Below are 19725 nucleotides of genomic sequence, written 5' to 3' on the forward strand. Positions count from 1 at the left end.
GGTCGCCACGCCAGACTGCGTTGCGCAGGCACCTCCCGTCCGCCTCGGCGTTCATGACGGCTCGGGGTCGCCGGTGCGGCACTACCCGGTTGTCGCCACCGTCCGCTACACCTGCGGCGCCGCGGTCTCTCCTTCGGCCGTCGATTCCTCCGCCGACGGTTCCGAGGTTGGGTCCGCCGCCGGGTTCTCCGTCGTCCCCCCGGTCGGTGCCGCTGTCGTGCCGCCCGTCGGGGCTTTTGTCGGCTCCGCAGGAGCGCTCTCGGACGCGGTGGGACCGGGCGCATCCGTGGTGCTTCCACCGGACGGCGTCGATGGGCTCGCCGTCCCCTCGCCCGCGGCCCGCGTCGGGGTCGGGGTCGGGGAGCCGGGCGCTCGGACCGGTAGGCCCGCAGAACCGCGGCTGTCCGGTTCACCGCCACCGACGCCGGGGCCCGGTTCCCGCTGCGTCGGCACCGTTGGCGACACCGCGGGCGGCACTCCGGGTGGCGTCGACGGTCCCCCGGTCGGCCCGGGCCTGATCCCGGTGGGGTCGGCGAGCACCAGGACGGAAGCCGCGACGGCCAACGATCCGAGAAGCACCGCGAGCGCTTTAGGCCCAGGAGTGACCGCCCGGCTTACCGTGCCAGCGGGGGCCGACCGCCGGGCAGCCGTGACCTCGGTCCGCATCCCGGTCCCGGTCGACCCGGTCGTGGTGGACAGCAGGTGGTCGGACGGGTCCGCGAGTGTCTGTGCCGCACTGGCCATGGCCGCTGCCGTCGGAAAGCGGTCCGCCGGGTCCTTGGCCATCGCTGTGGCGACCAGAGCCCGCACCTCCGCCGGAACGTCTTCGGGCAGCGGCGACGGTTCCTCCTCGAGATGCCGCAGCGCCACCGCGACGGCGTTCTCGCCCTGGTGCGGCGGACGACCGGCGAGGCAGTGGTAGACGACAGCCCCCAGCGCGTAGATGTCGATCGCCGGTGTGGTCTCGTTTCTCGCGACCTGCTCGGGTGCCATGTACAGGGCGGTGCCGACGATCTGGTTCGTTGCGGTCAGGCTCGCCGCTTCCTGCGTCACCGCAACCCCGAAATCGACGAGTACGACATGTCCGTCCGGCTCGATGATCAGATTGCTGGGTTTGACGTCACGGTGGACGACACCAGCGTCATGCGCGGCTTGCAGGGCACTCGCGGTCTGCGCCGCGATCGACATCGTCTCGGCCACGTCCAGTCGGCCGACCTCGGCGATCCGCTCCGACAGCGGCTGCCCCTGCACGCATTCCATCACGATGTACGCGAGGACCGGCGCCCCGGATCGGGACACCTCACCGTAGTCGTAGACCTGGGCGACACCTGGGTGACGCAGGGCCGCCATGGCCCGCGCCTCGCGCCGGAACCGCTCACCGAAGCCGCCATCGGTAACCAACCGAGGTTGCAGCATCTTGACCGCCACGCAACGGTCGAGGGTTTCGTCGACCGCCCGCCACACGTCACCCATTCCGCCGCTGGCGATGCTTTCGACCAGGCGGTAACGGTCTCCGACGACTTGCCCCACATTCGCCATAGCTTTCGGTACCCCGGACCCCCCGATCTCAAGCACAGCGAGGCTGGACGTCGCCGCGCGGCGCACCGCAGGAGTGACCCGCCCCGCCGTTGCCGGCGGGGCGAGCTCGGCCGATTACGGCCCGGTCAGCTGTTCAGCCTGGCGATCAGAGCGGTGGCCATGCCCTGCTCACCTCGGGCGTTGGGGTGGAACGGCGCGGCCGAGTTCTGCGGCACCAGGCCCTCGACCCACCGGGTGCCGCTGCCCTTGCACGCGTCGCGCCCGATCGACGGGGTGTAGACATCGGCGTAGGTCGCGCCGTTGGCACTCGCGGCACTGGCCAGCATCGCGTTGAGCGACTTCTCGATGCCCCGCAGGTACGGCACGTCCTGATAGGCGATCGGAACGACCGGCCAGCAGCCGTAACCGCTGTCCGGCAGGATCGCCGGATAGCCGAGCACCACGACCCGCGCGCCCGGTGCGGCCTGCCGAACCGCCTGGAGCACGGCGGTGATCTTCGGCGTGGCGGCGACGATCCGCGCCTGCAACTGATCGACACCTCCAGCGGTGTACCGGTTCTTGCACGGAGATCCGAGCGGGCTGCTGACGCTCGCCTCCGCACAGTCGCCGATGATGCCGGAGAAGCCGATGTCGTTGCCGCCGATCTGCACCGTCACCAGCGACGTGTTCGACGTGACCGCGTTGAGCTGCGGCGGCAACGTGATGCCCAGTTGGCCGCTACCGCCGTAGAGGATGTCGTCGGTGGTGGCGCCGGAGCAGCTCACATCGGCGAACGACGACGAGCCGGCGGACGCCGCCACCAGCGACGGGTAGTTGCGGTTGGACCGTAGGCAGTTGAGGTCGACCTGGCTGGGGATCAGCGGGCCTGCGGTGTACGAGTCGCCCAGCGCGACGTAGCGGCCGGTGGGCACAGCAGCGCTGGCGGGGGTGGCGACGGTGAGCAGCACGCCGGCGGCGGCAAGAGCGAGTGCTGCCAACCGGGTGGCTGCCCGCAGGCGGGGCAGGCGGGGACGGGTCATGGCGACTCCCAGGAGGGATCAGGGTGGTGGTGCCCGAGATCCTGTCGCCGCTGACGTCAACCGTCAATATCGATGACCCTCACTAAATGCCGGTCCGCAGTGTGGGATGAATCGGTGGTGGTCAATTCGGCGGCGCATACCACTGGGCACCGGTGACCCGGATCCGGCGGGACTGCTTGCGGTTCCACTCCACTTCCATGCCGTGCTTGCGAAGCACCGGAAAGGCGACCTCGTCCAGCAGTCGTTCCAGGTCGGCCTGGTAGTTGGCCTGCTGCTCGGCCTCCGACAGCCCCGCGTAGGCGACCTCGTCGAAGTCGGCCGGCGGGTAGACGCCATAGCCGAGATAGACCTCGCCGCCGTCGCTTGCGAGCAGCGACTCGGTGTCCTGCTGGTGGTACCAGAGAAACCCGCGCCAGTGCCGAGAGTCGTCCCGCTCGTCGTGGATCTCGGCGCTCGCGCAGGTGCCACAGCAGCTGAAGTTCTCCCGGGCCAGCACCCCCAGCTCGTTGAGCTCGACGAAAGCACGGGTGAGGTTGCCGCGCACCTCACCCCACTCGCGCTGCTGCTCCCGCCGAACCGTCAACGCCGTCTCGTGTGCCGCCCTGAGCTCGTCGTCAGTGGCGCCGCACCGCTCGTCGGCATCGTCGAAGAAGTCGACGAACTCGTCCGCGTCGGCCTCTCCCCGCACGACCCAGGCCCACAGCTCGTCCTCGACGGCGGTGCGGCCCGGCTCCGGGATCCGATCGGTGAGGAACCTGACGCCCACCGGGCGATCGTTGTACGTCCACTCAGTCACGACGAGATCTTCACATGGGCCTGTGACGGCCCCGGTCGGAGAACGGCCGGCGCGGCAGCCACCCCCAGAGGCGCCCTAGTTTCCGGCCGGCACCTGATCCGTGATCTCGTCGTATCCCACCGGAGCCGGTGCCGTGCCCGGCGCGTAGATCACGCGAAGGACCCCGGTCGGGAACGCCTCCGAAGCCACCAGTCGCAGGTGGTACGCCGCGTCGCCCTCGTCGAACAGCCTGCGGCCCTTGCGCGCGGCCACCGGATGCACCAGCAGACGCAGCTCGTCCACCAGGCCGGCGGCGAGCAGTTGCTGCACCACGGAGATCGACCCGGGGATGAGGACTCCCCGGACGCCCGCATCGGCCTTGAGCGCGGCGACGGCGTCGAGGAGGTCCCCGCTGATCAGCTCGGAGTTGCGCCAGGAGAACTCCGGCGATCGGCGCGAGACGACGACCTTGCGCATGTCGCCGAGTTGCTTGGCGAACGGCGCGTCGTCGCCACCCGCGGCCTCCCGGTCCGGCCAGGCCCCGGCGAAGCTGTCGTACGTCTCCCGGCCGATGAGCAGCACGTCGGCGGCGTCATAGTCCTCGGTGACGGCGCGGCCCATGTTCTCGTCGAAGTACGGGAAGTGCCAGTCAGGGTCGATCTCGGCCACACCGTCGGCCGAGATGAACAGCGTGGAGATGACCTTTGCCATCGCGGGGATCCCTTCGAGTCGGGTGATGTCGATGGTTCGACCGGCGCATCGTCCCAAACTCGTCGGCCGCAGGCGGCCTCGCTGATGCGTGTCGCATCCCCGGCTTGTTCCTTGATCGACTCGCGTTCAAGGAAGTCGCGGCGTCCGGACGACCGGGATACCGCGACTTCCATGAACCCGAGTGGCGTGGTGCGGGTCGGTCGAGCGTGATCAGACCGGGCGCTGCAGGGTCAGCAGACCCGGCCGGTACGGCAGGAGGCCGTAGTCGCCGCCCGACTGCGGGGAACGACCCTGGTAGAGCAGTTGCAGGTTGCAGGCGTCGACGGTCATGGTCTGGTCGGCGTTGGTGCGCAGCAGCTCGCCGTGGCTGATGTCGTTGGTCCAGGTGGCACCGCTGTTGGCCTTGCCGGCGAACGGGTTGCTCTCGCTGGTGGCCTGCGGCGTCCACGAGCCGCCCAGGCTGGTGGCCGTGAACGAGCGGAAGTAGCGGCCCTGCGAACCGATCGCCTCGACGATCATGAGATAACGGGTCTGGCCCTGGAGCTTGTAGACCTGAACGGCCTCGAACAGGTTGTTTGTGGTGTCGCTCATGATGGTCGTGTAGTTGGAGCCGAAGCTGCCCGGGAAGTTGCCGATCGGCATGCTGGCCCGGTAGATCTTGCCGTTGTCACCGGCGAAGAACAGGTACATGTTCGTGTCGTCACCGATGACCGCCTGGTCGATCGGGCCGGTGCCCGAGCCGGTGATGCTTCCGCTGAACAGCGTCTGCGCCGCAGACCAGCCGTTCGGGTTGGTCGGGTTGGTCGAGGTCCGGTAGGAGAACGCGGGCCCACCCCACTGGTAGGCGAGCACCCAGATGTTCTTCGGCGCGAAGTAGAACAGCGACGGCGCGACTGTCGCGTTGTTCATCGCGTTCTGGCTGGCCGAGGCCATCTGCGAGTAGTTGGTGAAGAGGCCGAAGTTCATCGAGCCCCACCGGGTGCCGTTGTCGTGGGTGGTGGCGTAGACGAGTTGCTGGCCGTTGTAGGGGGCGACGGTGAAGTCCTTGAGTGACACCCAGCCCGACTTCGGCTGCGCCAGCGCTCCCGTCGAGGACCACCGGTACGTCGACGGAAGGTTGCACGTCGGCGGGTCGGTCGGCGGGTCGGTCGGCGGATCGGTCGGCGGATCGGTCGGCGGATCGGTCGGCGGATCGGTCGGCGGATCGGTCGGCGGATCGGTCGGCGTCGTGCCACCGGTGCAGGTGACACCGTTCAGGGCGAAGCTCGTCGGTGCTGGGTTGCTGCCCGTCCAGGACCCGTTGAACCCGAACGACACAGTGCCGTTGGCCGGGATCGCACCGTTGTAGCCCACGTTCTTCGCCGTCACCGCCGACCCGCTCTGCGTCAGAGACGTGTTCCAGGCCTGCGTCACCGTCTGCCCGGCGCCGTACGACCAGGTCAACGTCCAACTGCTCAACGGATCACCCAGGTTCGTGATCGCCACGTTGGCGCCGAAGCCGCCCTGCCACTGCGACGAGACGGCGTAGTTCACCGAACAACCCTCAGCTGCGGCGCCAGCCGGCAGCGCCGCGACAACTGTCGACGACACCAGTAACCCGACGCCGGCCGCAACCAGACCGACATTGGTGGCTCTGGATCTGGTCATATAGCACCCTCCTCGCGGGACGGCGGCCCATGCATTGGTGGTGGTCGCTGCTCAGTGACTGATTGTGAGCGTTAACAGGCCGCGTCAGGTATGCTACGGGAGCGCTCCCATGCACTCAACAGCATCTATGTCTTGATCTCGCCTACGTCGACTTTCCCGGTGCGGCTGGCCCGGCGGCGACCTTCCTCAGACGACGGTGAGGGTGAGGACACCGAACTGGTTGCTCCGCTGCACGTAGTGCGGCAGGTAGAACTTCCATGTCACGGTCAGCTCGCGCCCGGCCCGCATCGAGGCCGGCACCTCGGCGACCATTTCGAACACGGCGCTGCCGCCGGCGGGGATCTGCGGGAGCGCGTGGCAGTTCAACCGGTACAGCTGGGCCGAGTTCACCGCGTCGTTCGTCGCGTCGCCGAGAGAGAAACGTTCCACCAGGTAGCCCGGGCAGGGGTCCAGCGCGAGGGAGCCGCCGGTCGGGTTGCCGAGGGTCACCCGGAAGGTGAGCCGCGACCCCGCGACGGCCGTCGTCGGCCCCTGGACAGCGACGGTGAGCTGGTCGAGCGGCGAGGACGGGGGCTTCGACACGGTGACCGGCTCGGTGAACCCGCTCGCGGACAGCGTCCCCCGCGCGCGGGGGTTGACCCCCTCCCCCTGCGGACAGCCCGGACGCTCGTCGGCGGTGACCGATGCGCGCACCCGGCCGCCGTCGTGCGGCAGCTCGATCGCGAGCTCCAACGACCCCTTCACGGGCTGGCAGAACGGCCCGGACCAGTCCAGGCGCAGGCTGGCGTGGCCGCCGGCCGGCACGGCGACCACTCGGGTGCTGCCCTCCTCGTTGATGCCGTGGGTGTAGAGCATCGGGATCTCGCGGCCGCCGGCCAGCATGGTCGTGGGCACCTCGCCCTGAAGGGTGCACTCGACAGTCGACGTGTTCCGCACGTCCACTTCGCCGATGAGCTTGCCGATCGCGGCGTCGAAGCCGCGGGGCGTCTCCCCTCCGGTGCCAGGCCGTGTCCACTCGGTGAGCCGGCCGGTAAGCTGCTCCGCCCGACACGGCTCGCTGCCGGTGGCCGGCTTTCTCGGCGCGGCAGGGCGGCCGTTGAGGTCCTCGCCGGTGATCTTCAGGTCGGCCCAGGGCACGCTGCCGTCGGCGAGCAGCTCGGTGGGCGCCGCCTCCGCCACCGTCGGGTCCGAGCGACCCGGCTGGGCGTTCGGGTCGGCGCACGCCACCGCCATGGTGAGGACGAGCAGCAGTGGCACCAGTAGTCGACGCATGTCGTCACCCTCACACGAACGATCGGCGCGGGCCTGAGTAGCCGTGCTCAGCGACGATCAGTCTGCGGTGGGCCCAGGGCCCTCGGTGATCGCGACGGGGGTGCCGAGCTCGACGGTACGGGAGACAGTGCACAACCGATCGTGCGACTGCTGCATCGACCGGGGCAGCGCCGCACGGGCCGCGTCGCCCTCCGCGCCCTCCGGGAAGGTCACTGTGAACTCGACCCGCAGGTTCCGCATCCGGTTTCCGCCGGCCTCGTCCCGGATTTTGTCGCCGGTGACGGCGACGGCGAACCCGGTCGGCTCAGCGCGACGGCTGGTGATGTGGTCGACGTCTACCGCGGTGCATCCGCCGATGGCGGCCAGCAGCAACTCCACCGGTGTGAAACTGCCGTCCTCGCCCGTGCCCAGCGACATCGAACCGCCGCGGGAGTTTCGCACGACGTAGTTGCCCAGGCTGGTGCGCTCGATCGCCACCGAACGGAAGCTGTCCTCAGTCATGACAGGAAAGCTACCCACACTTCCCGACTCAGGCGTCAGCTTCGACGGCGAAGGTGTTGCCATCCGGGTCCTGGAACCAGGCGATGCGCCCACCACCTGCCCGCGCGGTGATCCCCTTGGCGTCGTGGGTCAACTGCTCGTAGCGGATGAACTCGACGCCGGACGAGGAGAGTTCGTCGACAATCTGGTCGATGTCGTCGACATACCACGTAGCCAGTGTTGCCGGAGTCTTCCCGGCGGTGACCGACTGGAACACGTTGAGCGCCGGGCCACCACCGGAACCGTAGACGCGGCCGCCGTCGACGACTGTCGCGCTCGGCCCGGATCGCAACGCCGGTAGACCCAGTTTGCCTTCGTAGAACGCGACGGCCTCCGAGATGTCCGAGACGGCGACCGACGCTCTCAGGTGATGCGCGCTCAAGGGCATGAACCAGCCTGGCACAGGTGCGCGGCTCATCGGCCGGCAGGGCGATCACGAGTACATCAGGTGCAGCGTCATCCCGGCATCGGCGTGCGCCAGGTTGTGGCAGTGGTTGGCCCACATCCCCGGGTTGTCGGCCCGGAACGCCACCTCCCACACCTCGCCCGGGCGGACGTCGAACGAGTCCAGCCACAACGGGCTTCCGGCCGCCGGCTCTCCGTCGCGGGTCAGCACCAGGACGTGGTGGCCGTGCAGGTGCCACGGGTGAACGATCTGCGACCGGTTGACGATCGTGAACCGTACGACGTCGCCGAGGCGTACGACCTGCTGTGGGATGTCCGGGTCGGCCGCGCCGTTGACGGTGTGGGCGTACCGCGGTAGCAGTCTGCGCAGGTCGAGGCCACGATCGAGGACGAGGGTGAACGTCTTGTCGAACCGGGACCAGGGCACCGGAGCGGTCGCGCCGTAGCCGAGCGGATCGAGCACCGGCCAGGCGTCGGTCACCGTCGACAGCGGGCCGGTCGAGTAGACCGCCCGTCCGTCGACGAACAGCGCCACCGGGGTCGCCGGGGCGTCGAAGACCAGGTCGTAGCGGCCCCCGGCCGGGATCAGCACGGCGGTGTCCACCAGCGGCGTCGGGCCCCGCAGATCGACGCCGTCGATCGCGGCCACCCGGAACGGAGTCCCGGCCAGGGCGTACCGGTGTGTCGTGCTGTCGGTGTTGATCAGCCGCATCCGCACCGGCACGCCGGCCTCGACCTGCTCCACCCTCGGCACGGGCAACGGACGGCCCGCCAGGGTGTGCACCGGCACTGTGACGTCGAGGCCGGTCACCGGACCTGGTCGCACCACCAGCACCCCGTACAGGCCCATCCGCACGCCGACATCGGAGGCCGAGTGCGTGTGGTACCAGTACGTCCCGACCTGATCGGCGCGGAACCGGTAGACGAACTCCTGCCCGGGCCGCACCGCCGCCTGCGTCAGCCCGGGTACCCCGTCCTGGTCGTTCGGCACGTCGTACCCGTGCCAGTGCAGTGTGACGCCGCGCCCGATGTCCCGGTTGCGCAGCGTCACCTCCAGGACGTCGCCGACGGTGGCGGTCAAGTCCGGCCCGGGGACCTGCCCGTTGAACGCCCAGGCCGCGACGTTCCGGCCGCCCGCGTCCACGATGGCGGTCCCGGCGGTCAGGGTGAACCGCCGGGTGGGTTCGTCGGCGATCCGGGCCGCCGGAGGACCATGACCGTGCGGTACGGCGGGCGCGGCACCCGGGGCGACGGTCAGCCCGGTTCCGGTCAGCAACGCCGCGACCGCCACCACGAGGGCCACCCGGGACACCGTCCGGGACGGGCGCGCACCGAGCGCACGCCCCGAGATCACCGTCGCCGCCACGACCCCGGCGACCGCGAGCAACCCTGCCCCGGCCGACGCCGGATAGCCGTGCAGGATCGTCACGAGCAGGGCGCTGCTCGTGGCGTACCCGGCGAAGAGCAGCGGGAGCGCGACGGCCCGGATGTCGCCCGGGGCCCGCAGCAACCGCGGACCGGCGACACCCACCGCCGCGAGCGACAGCGGGCCCGCGATGAGGATCTTCTCCGCGGCGAACCACCAGCCGGCGCGGGCGAGGGCGGTGATCGTGATCGCGCGGGCGAGCGTGGCGAGCAGCGCGACGGCCGCCAGTCCCAGTGCGAGCGGGCGGCGGCCGGCGGCGGACGCGGCCCCACCCCCCAGCCAGCCGGCGGCGGCGAGGACCGCGATCACGAGGTCGGCCACGAGCAGCGACCCGGTGGTCATGCCGGCTCTCCTTCCGGGGTGACCAGCCGAGCCGCGCCGGCGGGAACCGGGACGGCCAGCTTCCGCGCCGCCCGATGGACGCCGACCACGACGTGCACCGCGATGATTCCGTTGAGCGCGTGCAATCCACCGATGGTCAGGCCCAGCGGGGTGCTGACACCCGACGCGTCGGTGGACGCCTCGGCCAGCATGGCGATGAGCGGCTGGAGGAGGACGAGGCCGATCGGCAGGATCGCCAGTCCGATGATCTTTCCCGGCGCCTTCGCCAGCGCGGCGAACAGGGCGGTGAGCACTGTGAAAATCGGAATGACCGCCATGCCGTTGACGCTGTGCAGCGCGTACGCGTCCTCGACGGTGGGTCTGGTGAAGCCGCCCACGGCGGCGAGAACGAACTGCACGGCGAACGCGACGAGCAGCAGGGCGCTGACGATGACGAGAGCCTTGCGCATGGGTTACCTCCTAGAGGTGCGCCGAGGCGAGGGCCTGGGCGACGTGATCGGTGGCCGTGATCGCCCCGTACGCGACCACCCGAACGAGGTCAGCGTCGGCGGGGTGGGAGAGCCGCCACAGAGCGACGTCGCCCGGGCTGATCGCGCTGGGCGCGAACGCCGCCAGCAACGCGATCCGCGTCCCGATGCGGTCCGTGCCCGGCACGTCCCGGACCAGGTCGACGGCCCAGTCCGCGGGCCGGGCCGGGAACCGCCCGTCCTCCCAGCGCACGGTGGCGGTGACGGTGTGGCGCGCCACGTCGCCCAGCAGGTCTTCCCCACCCCGGGTGGCGGCGTTCCGCAGTGACGCGTAGGCGACGCCCACCGGGCTGTCCCCCGCCCAGGCGGGACGTGATGCCGTCGGGTGGGCGTCGAGGAGCGGGAGGCTTCGGCCGGGCACCTTCGGCTCCCGGGCCGCCTTGGCGTAGAGCCGGCCCCCGATCGAGCGCACCAGTGGGGAGCGTTGCAGGCCGGCGGGGAGCAGATCGGGGTCGAGCAACGCGGAGACGACCCGGTTGATGAAGTGGAAGGCGAGCAGGGTGCCGGTGATCTCCGGGCCGTGCGGGCTGGTCCAGTCGGCGGCTCTGGGGCTGCGGCTCGCCTGCGCCCAGCGGACGAGCTGGGCGTGCCTCGGCTCGGCCGGTGTGTCGCCCCGGGCGACGGCCTCGGCAAGCTTCGGTGCGCCCAGCGCGTGCAGCAGCAGCACGTGGGCGTCGACGCAGAACTGACAGCGGTTGGCCCGGGACACCGCAGCCGCGACGAGTTCGCGGTCGACCCGGGGCGCGTCCCCGGCGAGCAGCGCCTCCCGCATCAGGGCCCAGGTCGCGGCCAGCACCTCCGGCACTGCCGAGAGCGCCTGGAAGGTCGGCAACGGGCCGAGAAAGTCGTCGCGCGACTGTTGGTAGACGGCCGCGGTGCGGCCGGTGGCCGCCCTCGCCGGCGCGGGGGTGAAGTAGCGATAAGTCATGGGCTCGATGCTCGCGGCGGCCGACTGGGAAAACGTCGTGCCGCCGCAGACACTTGTTTCGCCGCTCATACCGCGCCCGTGGTACGCCACGACTACCACGCGCGCGGGATGCTCCACCGACGGCGGCCGTTCTACAGTGCGACCATGCGCCGCGACCTCCCGTACGCCGTCGGCGGTCTCGCCCTCGGCGTCCTCCTGCTCGGCAACGCCGTGCTCACCCCGGACGCCGCGACGGTCGAGGTGCTCGACGTCGCCCTGGTCCTGGCCACGGTGGTGGCCCTGGCGGTGTGCCGCCGCTACCCGGTGGTGGCGCTGGGCGTGGTCACCGTCGCCATGCTGGCCGTTCACGTCCGGGTGCACCCCGGGGTGTCGGCCGCGTTCCCCGTTCTCTGCGCGGTCTACGTCAGCGCCTGGCAGGGACACCGGTCGGCCGCCGCCGTGGCCAGCCTCGCCTTCCTCGGTAGCTTCCTGGCCCGCGACATCTCGATGGCGCCGGCCGGCCGACCAGGCCAGCTGGTCGCCGAGCGGACGGCACTGCTGCTCGGCTGGTTCGTGGCGGCCAACGTCGCCGGGCTCGTCGCGCGGCAGCGCCGGGCGTACCTGGAGCAGGTCGAGCAGCGGGCGATCGAGGCCGAACGCACCCGCGAGGAGATGGCGTTGCGGCGCGCCGGGGAGGAGCGCCTGCGTATCGCCCGCGACCTGCACGACTCCCTGACCCACAGCATCTCGGTGATCAAGGTGCAGGCGGGGATCGCCGTGCACCTGGCCCGCAAACACGGCGAGGAGCCGTCGGCCACTCTGCTGGCGATCCAGGAGGCCAGCGGCGCCGCGATGCGGGAACTCCGCACGACCCTCGACGTCCTCCGCGCACCCACCGACGGCGATCGGGTCGGGTTGGCCCGGGTGAACGAGCTGGCCGAGCGCACCCGGGCGGTCGGCGTACCGGTGCAGGTGACAGTCACCGGCCAGCGTTGGGACCTGCCCGACGAGGTCGACCAGGCCGGGTTCCGGGTCATCCAGGAGGCGCTCACCAACGTGGCCCGCCACGCCGGTCCCGCGACCGCGCACATCCAGGTGGAGTACGCCCCGGCGGAGCTGACCGTCGCGGTCACCGACGACGGTCAGGCGTCGCCGGCCGAACCGCTGACCCCTGGCGTGGGCCTGCGCGGCATGCGGGAGCGGGTCAGCGCCCTGGGCGGCACGCTGCGGACCGCCGCGCACGACGACCACGGATTCACCGTACGGGCCACCTTCCCGCTGCGGGAGTCGGAATGATCCGGGTGCTGCTCGCCGACGATCAGGCGCTGATGCGAGCCGGCTTCCGGGCACTGCTCGACGCCGAGGACCACCTGGAGGTCGTCGGCGAGGCGACCGACGGCACCTCGGCCGTCCACCTGTCGCGGTGTCTGCGCCCGGACGTCGTCCTGATGGACGTGCAGATGCCGGGCCTCGACGGCATCGAGGCCACCAGGCGCATCGCCGCTGATCCCGACCTCGCCGCGATCCGCGTTCTCATCCTCACCAACTACGGGCTCGACTCCTATGTGTTCGCCGCCCTCCGCGCGGGCGCCAGCGGCTTTCTCCTCAAGGACGCCGACCCCGCCGACCTGCTGCACGCCGTCACCGTCGTCGCGCGCGGTGACGCGCTGCTCGCCCCGACCGTCACCCGCACACTGATCAGTGAGTTCGTGGCCGGCCCACCGCCGGCCGTGCCGACGGCCGGACGCGACGTGCTGACCGCCCGGGAGCAGGAGATCGTCGAGCTGGTCGCCCGCGGGCTGACCAACGACGAGATTGCCGCGCGCATGGTGATCAGTCCGTTGACCGCCAAGACACACGTCAACCGGGCGATGACGAAGCTGCACTGCCGCGACCGGGCCCAGCTGGTCGTGTGGGCGTACGAGTCGGGCCTGATCACGCCGCGTCGCCGGTGATCGCCGTTCCCGAGAGCGCGGTCGACCGGCCCCCCTTGGGAACATGAGGGAGGGTCGACGCACTAGCATTGCCGCCGTCCGCGACGGCTCTGCTGAATCGAGGCGACATGCGTTGGCTCCGTCGATTGCTGGGCGGCAGGCGAGTCCAGCTCGACCCGGGACGCCAGCAGGCGCTGCTGCACGACGTCCAGTCCCGGTACGGCCCCCACGCGCGGATCCGGTTCACCGAGCAGGTCGAGGCGCTCACCGGTTCGCTCGACAGTGACGACGGCCTGGTCGTGGCGACCCGGATCGTGAGTCAGGTCGCCGACGAGGCCCACGTGGACCTTCAGGCCCAGGCCCAGGAGATCCACCGACGGACGGGCCGGCGACTGCTGGTGCACCGCCGTAACTACCGGCCGCTGTGGAAGGAGGCCGGCCCGGCCCTGCGCTGGCCGCTGTTCGCGTTGCCGTGCGGCTTCCACCCGTACGCGCAGGTGGCCGCCGCTGTCACGGTGCTCGGCAGCCGGGCGCGCCGGCTCGACCGGGTGACCGACCCGAACCCGCTGGTGACCCGCGTGTTCGAGGTGCTCGACCTCACCACGTCGGGCTGGGAGTACGGCCGGGTGCGGGTGGACACCGACGCTGCCGCGCTGGCCGATCGGCTGATCTCCAGTGCCGGGCAGGTCCTCGCGGCCATGGACGACCCGCCGCGCCTACCGCCAGCGGTCCGTGAGCTGATGCGGCGCAACAACACCGTCGCCGTGCACGACACGGCCGGCCCTCGGGCGGTCGGTGGGATCAACCTGGGCGCGCGGATGCGGGAGGAGTTCCTGGTCTGACCGGCGCGGAGCGCCGTGAGGACAACTGCGCGCAACCGCTTGCCGGCCCGCAGACCACCGCTCGACCATGTGCGGATGGGGCCGGAGCGTCGGGTGATCGTCGGAGTCGACGTGGGCACCACGGCCGTGCGGGCTGTCGCGTTCGCTCTGGACGGCTCCGCACGACACGTCGCGACGCGGGAGTACCCACTGCTTGAGCCGATGCCCGGCTGGCGGGAGCAGGAGCCGGACATGCTGATGGCGGCCACAGTGGCGGCGATGTCCGCGTGTGTGGCTGCCACCGCCGGGGCGGAGGTGGTCGCCGTTGCGCTGAGCTCCGCCAGGTACGGCCTGATCGGGCTGGACGCGGCCATGACGCCGGTGACGCCGCTGCTGACCCGGCGCGACACGCGGTCGTCGGAGGCGGCCCGCGAGTTGCGGCTGTCCGGCCAGAGCTGGGAGCTGCACCGGTTGACGGGTACGCCTGTGCACCCGAAGAACCCGCTCTGCAAGCTGCTCTGGTTCGCCCGCCACGAGCCGTACCTCTGTACGGCGACGCGGTGGTGGATCGGCCTCAAGGACTACGTGGTCTATCGACTCACCGGGATGTTGGTGACCGAGTTGTCCTCGGCATCGGGCACCGGGATGTTCGACGTGCACCGTCGGTTGTGGAGTTCCGCCGTACTCGATCTTGCCGGGGTGTCCGAGAGTCAGCTACCCCCGGTGCTGCCCACGACGGCGGTGTTGCGGTTGTCGTCGACGGCCGGGCGCGCTGTCGGCCTGCCCTCCGGCACACCGGTGGTCGTCGGCGCGGGAGACGGTCCGTTGCGAAGTCTGGGCGCGGCGGCGATCGACCACACCGTCGGCGCCCTGACGCTCGGGGCCACCGGGGCCTTGCGGACGGTCGTCGAGGCCCCCCTCACCGACCCGAAGGAAACCTTCTCCTGCGGTGCGTTGACCGACGACGCGTGGGTTGTCGGCGGCGCGGTCGGCAACGGCGGCAACGTCGTACGGTGGGCGGGACGTGTCCTCGGTGACGACAGTGCCGCGCCCGCGCTCCTGGATCTCGCCGAGCGGATCGCACCGGGCAGCGACGGTCTCGTGATGCTGCCCTACCTGCGGGCCGACGAGGCCCCGCCGCAGGGCTGCGCCCCGCCGGGCGCTTTCCTGGGACTGCGCGGTGAGCACTCGCGCGGCCACCTGGTCCGGGCCGCCGTGGAGGGCGTCTGCCTGCAACTCGGTGGCGTCCGTGACCGTCTGGCCGAGCTGACGCCGATCGGCAGTGTCCGCCTGACCGGCGGCGTCTTCCGGTCTCCGCTGTGGCGGGAGGTGATGGCGGCGGTCCTGGACTGCCCGGTCCGCGTCGCGGGTGTGGCCGACCACGTCACCCTCGGCGCGGCGGCGCTCGGGCTCTTCGCGGTCGGCCACACCGCGGATCTTCAGGAGGCGGTCGCCCAGCTCGATGCCGGGGTCGCCGCCGGCGAGCCCGTAGCGGTCGACCCGGCTCTCGCCGCGGCCTATCGCGGTCTGCGGACGAGGCTGCCCGCGCTCCTCACGGTCGCGGGTCGCCTGGGTGAGATCCTCGACGCCGGCGCCGGCCTCAGTGCTCCGGTTCGTCCTTGACCTGCGCCACAAGCTGCGTCGGGTTGACGTAGCGCAGTGCAACGACGAGCAGGACCATCATCATCGAGGTGTAGATGACCGCCATGGCGTCGACCGACTGCTGGGCCCTGATCCCGGACGCGGACATCGAGTAGTAGAGCGCCACCACCAGGGTCTGCGAGTCCGGCCCCGCGGTCAGGAAGGTGAGCTCGAACATGCCCACGGTCCGGACCAGCACGAGGATCGCGGAGGCGAGGATGCCCGGCACGAGCAGCGGCGTGAGGACCCGGAGGAACACCGTGCGCAGGCCCGCGCCGCACATGCGCGCCGCGCTCTCGATGCGCGGGTCGATCTGCTCGATGAAGGGGGTCATGGTCAGGATGACGAAGGGCACCGACGGCACGAGGTTGGCGAGCACCACCCCGGACATGTGCCCGGCCAGGCCGAACTTGTAGAGGACTGTCGCCAGCGGAATGCCGTAGGTGATCGGGGGCATCAGGATCGGCAGCAGGAACACGAGGAAGATCAGCCGTTTGCCCGGGAACGAGCGCCGCGCGAGGGCGTAGGCGGCCGGCACGCCGATCACCAGCGAGAGGCCCACGACGAGGACGGAGACCTCCAGTGTCACGACGATGACCTGGAGGAGCGCGAACTCGTCCCAGGCCCGGGCGTACCAGTCGGTGGTGTAGCCGTCCGGGAGCCAGGTGTCGAACCAGCGCCGGCCGAACGAGCTGACCAGCACCGACGCCACGACGCCCAGCAGGTTGAGGAAGAAGAAGATGACGACGCCCCACACGATCCAGGCGGCCGGCCGCGCGGCGATGCGCCGCCGCCGGTCGGTGTTGGTGGCGGGGGGCCGCGCTGGTGGGGCCTGGGTGGTCGTTGCCATCAGCCCTTGCCTCCGGTGGAGCCGGTGTAGAACCGGCTGCGAGCGGCCAGCACGACCGCGATGATGACCAGCTCGACGAACCCCATGATCATGGCGATCGCCGAGGCGTACGGGTAGTCGTACTGCTCGTAGGCCGCCTGGTAGGCGGCGAGGGAGATGACCCGGGTCTCACCGGCCGGGTTGCCGACCAGAACCGCCGACGGGAACACGCTGAACGCCAGGACGAACGTCAGGCAGAACGTCGTGGCGAGACCGGGCATCAGCAGCGGCAGGGTGATCCGGGTGAACCGACGACGCCAGTCCGCGCCCAGCGTCGCTGCTGCCCGTTCCAGGGTCGGGTCGATGCCGGACAGGTACGACAGCACCAGCAGGAACGCGAACGGAAAACCAGTGATCACCAACGAGAAGAACACACCCCAGTAGTTGTGGGTCAGCCGCACCGGCTCGTCGACGAGGTTGCTGGCCAACAGGATCCGGTTGAACCAGCCGGTCGGGCCGAGGAAGTTCAGCAACCCCTGTGCGGTGAGGACCGTGCCGAGCGTGATCGGCACGACCAGCAGCGTGGTGACCAGCCGCTTGCCCCGGAACCGGCCGCGCATCCGGTAGGCGATCGGCACCGCGGCGAGGACGTTCAGGAGAGCGGCGGGCAACGCGATCCGCAGCGTGATCCAGATCGTGCCCCGCTCGTAGGAGTCGGAGAAGAAGCGGGCGTAGTCGCTGAACGGCCCGCCCCTGGTCGGCTGGAACGAGAGCGTCAGCCCGTAGAAGAACGGGTAGAGGAACAGCGCGATGACGAACACCAGGGCCGGGACCAGCAGCCAGAGCTGACGATCGACGCCCCGCTCGGCGAGGCGGTGCCGCCAGTGCGTCAGTGGCCTCCCGGGCCCGGCGCCGCTCACCGCGTCGCCACCGAGGCGTCCACGAGGCGATCGGGTTGCGTCGACGCGTCGGCGGGATAGACGAGCAGCCGCTGCGGGTCGACGGAGAGCTTGACCTGGTCGCCCGGCGCGATTCGCTGCTCGGTCCGCAGGTGCAGCAGCAGCCCGGTGTCGGTGCGGGCCTCGGCCGCCAACTCGCGACCCTGGTACTCCACCACCTCGACCGTCGCCGACATGGCGTTGCGGGTCTCGCCGGGCCCGTCGACGCGGATGTCCTCGGGGCGTACCGCGACCACGGCCTCGGCCCGGGTCTGGAGGCCCCCCACCACCTCGCCGAGCAGGCGATGGCCGGACGACTCGACTGTGGCCCGGGCGCCGTCGGACTGCTCCACCCGCCCCCGCCACAGGTTGCGGTAGCCCATGAAGTCGGCGACGTGCCAGTTCGCCGGCCGGGTGTGCAGCTCACGCGGCGAGCCGATCTGCTGCACCCGCCCCTCCCGCAGCACCACCAGCCGGTCGGCCAGGGAGAGCGCCTCCTCCTGGTCGTGGGTCACGTAGACGGTGGTGAGCCCCAGCGACTGGTGCAGCCGGCGGATCTCGGTCCTCATCTCCAGGCGCAGCTTGGCGTCGAGGTTGCTCAACGGCTCGTCCATCAACACCACTGACGGCTCGAACACGACGGCGCGGGCGATGGCCACGCGTTGCTGCTGGCCGCCCGAGAGCTGACCGGGCAGCTTGTCGACGTGGTCCTCCAGTCGCACCAGCCGCACCGCCTCCTCCGTACGCCGGCGCGTCTCCTCCTTGGGCAGCCGCCGCATCCGCAGCCCGAAGGCGATGTTCGCCCGGACCGTCAGGTGCGGAAAGAGGGCGTAGCTCTGGAACACCATGCCGAAGCCACGCCGCTCCGGTGGCAGCGTGTCGATGCGGCGCTCGTCCTGCCAGATGCTCCCCGCCGTCAACGGCAACAGCCCGGCCAGGCAGTTCAACGCCGTCGACTTGCCGCAGCCGGACGGGCCGAGCAGGGCGATGAACTCCCCCGCCTCGATCGTCAGGTCCAGCTCGGTGAGGGCGGCCTGGCCGCCGAACCGGCGGGACACCCCGTCCAGCCGCAGCTGGGTGAAGGCGCTCATCCCTGCTTGACCTTGCCGCCACCGATCTCGCGGTCCCAGCGGCTGAACGCCGCCACCAGGCTCTTCGCGTCGAGCGGGACCTCGGTCGGGTTTCCAGCGATCAGCGCGTCGTACTCGGGGCGACCGAACTCCCGGATCGCGTCCTGGCTCTTCTGCGGCGCCGACGAGAGCTGGACCTCCTTGATTGCCGGGCCCGGGTAGAAGTAACCCTCGTCGTACGCCTTCGCCTGCTGCTCAGGGGTGAGCATGAACGCCAACAGGGCCAGCACCGCGGCCTGGGTGTCGGTCGACACGCCCTTGGGCAGGACTGCGTAGTGCGCGTCGGTGACCCAGTGGAAGCCGTCGATCGGGGTGATCCTGGCCTCCTTGGGCACCGTGCCGAGCACCCGAGGGTTGATGTCCCAACCGGTCGTGCTGACGATCAGGTGCGCGGTGCCGTTGGCGAGGTTCTTCATCGTCTCGGTGGTGCCGGAGGGGTAGTAGTCGACGTACTGGCCCAGCTCCTTGAGGAAGGCCCACGTCTTGTCCCAGCCCTCTGTGGGGTCCTTCGGGTTCGCGTCGCCGAGGATGTAGGGCAGGCCCATCAGGAACGTCCGGCCCGGGCCGGAGTTGGCCGGGCGGGCGTACTGGAATTTCCTGGGGTTGGCTCTGGCCCAGGCGAGCAGCGCGTCCGCGCTGGTGGGTGGCGTCGCCAGGCGGGACGGCAGGTATTCGAGCAGCGGACCTGACGGGTAGTAGGTGACTGTGACGCCCGCGTTGCCGGCGAGCTTCTGCATCGCGGCGGCCGGCTCCAGGTAGTTGCTCATGCCGCCGAGGCGGTCCTGGAAGGTCGGCAACACGTCGATCCAGAGGCCCTGCTCGATCCCGGCGGCCAGGCCGTCGACGCCGGTCAGCACGAGACCGATGTCCACCCGGTCCGCCCCCTGCTGGGCCTTGATCTTCCCGGCCAGCTCGGGCGCCGGCGCCTTCGAATAGGTCACCCGGGAGATCACGTCAGGGTTCTTCGAGACGAACTCGTCGATCATCCCCTGGGTCAGCTGGAGGTTGCCCGCCACGTCGAGGACGTTGAGCGTGACGGCCTTACCGGGCCGCTGTGGCACCTCGCCGGTGCTGTCGCCCTTGGAGTCGCCGGGGGCCTCGGGTGCCCCGCACCCGACCGCGCCCACCAGGAGCGACGATGCCGTGACCAGGAGAGCGCCGCGCCGCGAGATACCCATGAGCCGTTCCCTCCGCCAGGTGTCATCCTGCTGATTCAGGCAGCCGGCGCGTCGCGGCGGCAACGGGTTGCCATGTATTGCCTCGCGCGAATGTGATCGGGCCGTTGGATTGTTGCGGGGGCATTGCCGAGTATTCACCGCCGC

Annotated in this window: 19 protein-coding genes; 4 read left to right on the top strand and 15 right to left on the bottom strand. The window is 70.7% G+C overall.

The genetic code is table 11. From position 1 onward, the window contains the following. Nucleotides 1-105: 105 nt before the first annotated feature. From ACLJOK_RS14045 to ACLJOK_RS14095, 11 genes are all read right to left on the bottom strand, one after another. Nucleotides 106-1473 (bottom strand): protein kinase domain-containing protein, encoded by a 1368-nt coding sequence (locus tag ACLJOK_RS14045; protein WP_410818907.1) that lies wholly within the window; start codon nucleotides 1471-1473, stop codon nucleotides 106-108. A gap of 191 nt (nucleotides 1474-1664) precedes the next feature. Then, nucleotides 1665-2558 carry an SGNH/GDSL hydrolase family protein gene (locus tag ACLJOK_RS14050; RefSeq protein WP_410818909.1) on the bottom strand — a complete coding sequence of 298 codons (894 nt, stop codon included), beginning with the start codon at nucleotides 2556-2558 and terminating at the stop codon, nucleotides 1665-1667. A 121-nt stretch (nucleotides 2559-2679) separates the two neighbouring features. Continuing rightward, entirely contained in the window at nucleotides 2680-3354 is a 675-nt protein-coding gene (locus tag ACLJOK_RS14055; protein ID WP_410818911.1) for a DUF6891 domain-containing protein, read from the bottom strand. 75 nt (nucleotides 3355-3429) lie between these two features. Next, nucleotides 3430-4044: a dihydrofolate reductase family protein gene (locus ACLJOK_RS14060; protein WP_410818912.1), complete on the bottom strand. Its 615-nt coding sequence runs from the start codon at nucleotides 4042-4044 to the stop codon at nucleotides 3430-3432. Nucleotides 4045-4254: 210 nt separating this feature from the next. Then, the gene (locus tag ACLJOK_RS14065; RefSeq protein WP_410818914.1) at nucleotides 4255-5691 is read right to left on the bottom strand and encodes a non-reducing end alpha-L-arabinofuranosidase family hydrolase; all 1437 of its coding nucleotides are present in this window, start codon (nucleotides 5689-5691) and stop codon (nucleotides 4255-4257) included. A gap of 186 nt (nucleotides 5692-5877) precedes the next feature. Next, on the bottom strand, nucleotides 5878-6963 hold the full coding sequence (locus tag ACLJOK_RS14070) for a hypothetical protein (RefSeq protein ID WP_410818916.1): 1086 nt from the start codon (nucleotides 6961-6963) through the stop codon (nucleotides 5878-5880). A 57-nt stretch (nucleotides 6964-7020) separates the two neighbouring features. Next, nucleotides 7021-7464: an OsmC family protein gene (locus ACLJOK_RS14075; RefSeq protein ID WP_410818917.1), complete on the bottom strand. Its 444-nt coding sequence runs from the start codon at nucleotides 7462-7464 to the stop codon at nucleotides 7021-7023. Between the two features lie 28 nt (nucleotides 7465-7492). Then, the gene (locus ACLJOK_RS14080; RefSeq protein ID WP_410818918.1) at nucleotides 7493-7891 is read right to left on the bottom strand and encodes a VOC family protein; all 399 of its coding nucleotides are present in this window, start codon (nucleotides 7889-7891) and stop codon (nucleotides 7493-7495) included. 45 nt (nucleotides 7892-7936) lie between these two features. Then, nucleotides 7937-9676, bottom strand: a complete 1740-nt coding sequence (locus ACLJOK_RS14085) for a multicopper oxidase family protein (RefSeq protein ID WP_410818920.1) — start codon at nucleotides 9674-9676, stop codon at nucleotides 7937-7939. Then, a complete protein-coding gene (locus ACLJOK_RS14090) occupies nucleotides 9673-10125 on the bottom strand; it encodes a DUF6220 domain-containing protein (RefSeq protein WP_410818921.1) in 453 nt (150 codons plus the stop codon). Before ACLJOK_RS14090 ends, ACLJOK_RS14085 begins: the two co-directional genes overlap by 4 nt. 10 nt (nucleotides 10126-10135) lie before the next feature. Then, complete coding sequence (locus tag ACLJOK_RS14095; protein ID WP_410818922.1) at nucleotides 10136-11131, bottom strand: carboxymuconolactone decarboxylase family protein; 996 nt, start codon at nucleotides 11129-11131, stop codon at nucleotides 10136-10138. Nucleotides 11132-11275: 144 nt separating this feature from the next. On the opposite strand from ACLJOK_RS14095, the gene ACLJOK_RS14100 reads away from it, so the two are divergent. The 4 genes from ACLJOK_RS14100 to ACLJOK_RS14115 all read left to right on the top strand — a co-directional run bounded on the left by ACLJOK_RS14100 (nucleotide 11276) and on the right by ACLJOK_RS14115 (nucleotide 15488). Then, complete coding sequence (locus ACLJOK_RS14100; RefSeq protein WP_410818924.1) at nucleotides 11276-12406, top strand: sensor histidine kinase; 1131 nt, start codon at nucleotides 11276-11278, stop codon at nucleotides 12404-12406. After that, nucleotides 12403-13065: a response regulator gene (locus ACLJOK_RS14105; protein ID WP_410818926.1), complete on the top strand. Its 663-nt coding sequence runs from the start codon at nucleotides 12403-12405 to the stop codon at nucleotides 13063-13065. The genes ACLJOK_RS14100 and ACLJOK_RS14105 overlap by 4 nt, the downstream gene beginning before the upstream one ends. 107 nt (nucleotides 13066-13172) lie before the next feature. Beyond that, nucleotides 13173-13886: a hypothetical protein gene (locus ACLJOK_RS14110; protein WP_410818928.1), complete on the top strand. Its 714-nt coding sequence runs from the start codon at nucleotides 13173-13175 to the stop codon at nucleotides 13884-13886. A 75-nt stretch (nucleotides 13887-13961) separates the two neighbouring features. After that, the gene (locus tag ACLJOK_RS14115) at nucleotides 13962-15488 is read left to right on the top strand and encodes a gluconokinase (protein ID WP_410818930.1); all 1527 of its coding nucleotides are present in this window, start codon (nucleotides 13962-13964) and stop codon (nucleotides 15486-15488) included. Here the strand turns inward: ACLJOK_RS14115 and ACLJOK_RS14120 are convergent. The 4 genes from ACLJOK_RS14120 to ACLJOK_RS14135 are packed head-to-tail and all read right to left on the bottom strand — an operon-like array spanning nucleotide 15466 to nucleotide 19581. Further along, nucleotides 15466-16356 (bottom strand): ABC transporter permease, encoded by an 891-nt coding sequence (locus ACLJOK_RS14120; RefSeq protein WP_410818931.1) that lies wholly within the window; start codon nucleotides 16354-16356, stop codon nucleotides 15466-15468. The two genes, ACLJOK_RS14115 and ACLJOK_RS14120, sit on opposite strands and share 23 nt — an antisense overlap. Continuing rightward, nucleotides 16356-17255, bottom strand: a complete 900-nt coding sequence (locus ACLJOK_RS14125; RefSeq protein WP_410818933.1) for an ABC transporter permease — start codon at nucleotides 17253-17255, stop codon at nucleotides 16356-16358. The genes ACLJOK_RS14120 and ACLJOK_RS14125 overlap by 1 nt, the downstream gene beginning before the upstream one ends. Further along, nucleotides 17252-18364: an ABC transporter ATP-binding protein gene (locus ACLJOK_RS14130; RefSeq protein WP_410818935.1), complete on the bottom strand. Its 1113-nt coding sequence runs from the start codon at nucleotides 18362-18364 to the stop codon at nucleotides 17252-17254. The genes ACLJOK_RS14125 and ACLJOK_RS14130 overlap by 4 nt, the downstream gene beginning before the upstream one ends. Then, on the bottom strand, nucleotides 18361-19581 hold the full coding sequence (locus tag ACLJOK_RS14135) for an ABC transporter substrate-binding protein (RefSeq protein ID WP_410818937.1): 1221 nt from the start codon (nucleotides 19579-19581) through the stop codon (nucleotides 18361-18363). The genes ACLJOK_RS14130 and ACLJOK_RS14135 overlap by 4 nt, the downstream gene beginning before the upstream one ends. Nucleotides 19582-19725: the final 144 nt, after the last annotated feature.

This window comes from Micromonospora sp. 050-3 (genome assembly GCF_046549335.1).
In the GTDB taxonomy this organism is placed as follows: domain Bacteria; phylum Actinomycetota; class Actinomycetes; order Mycobacteriales; family Micromonosporaceae; genus Micromonospora; species Micromonospora trifolii.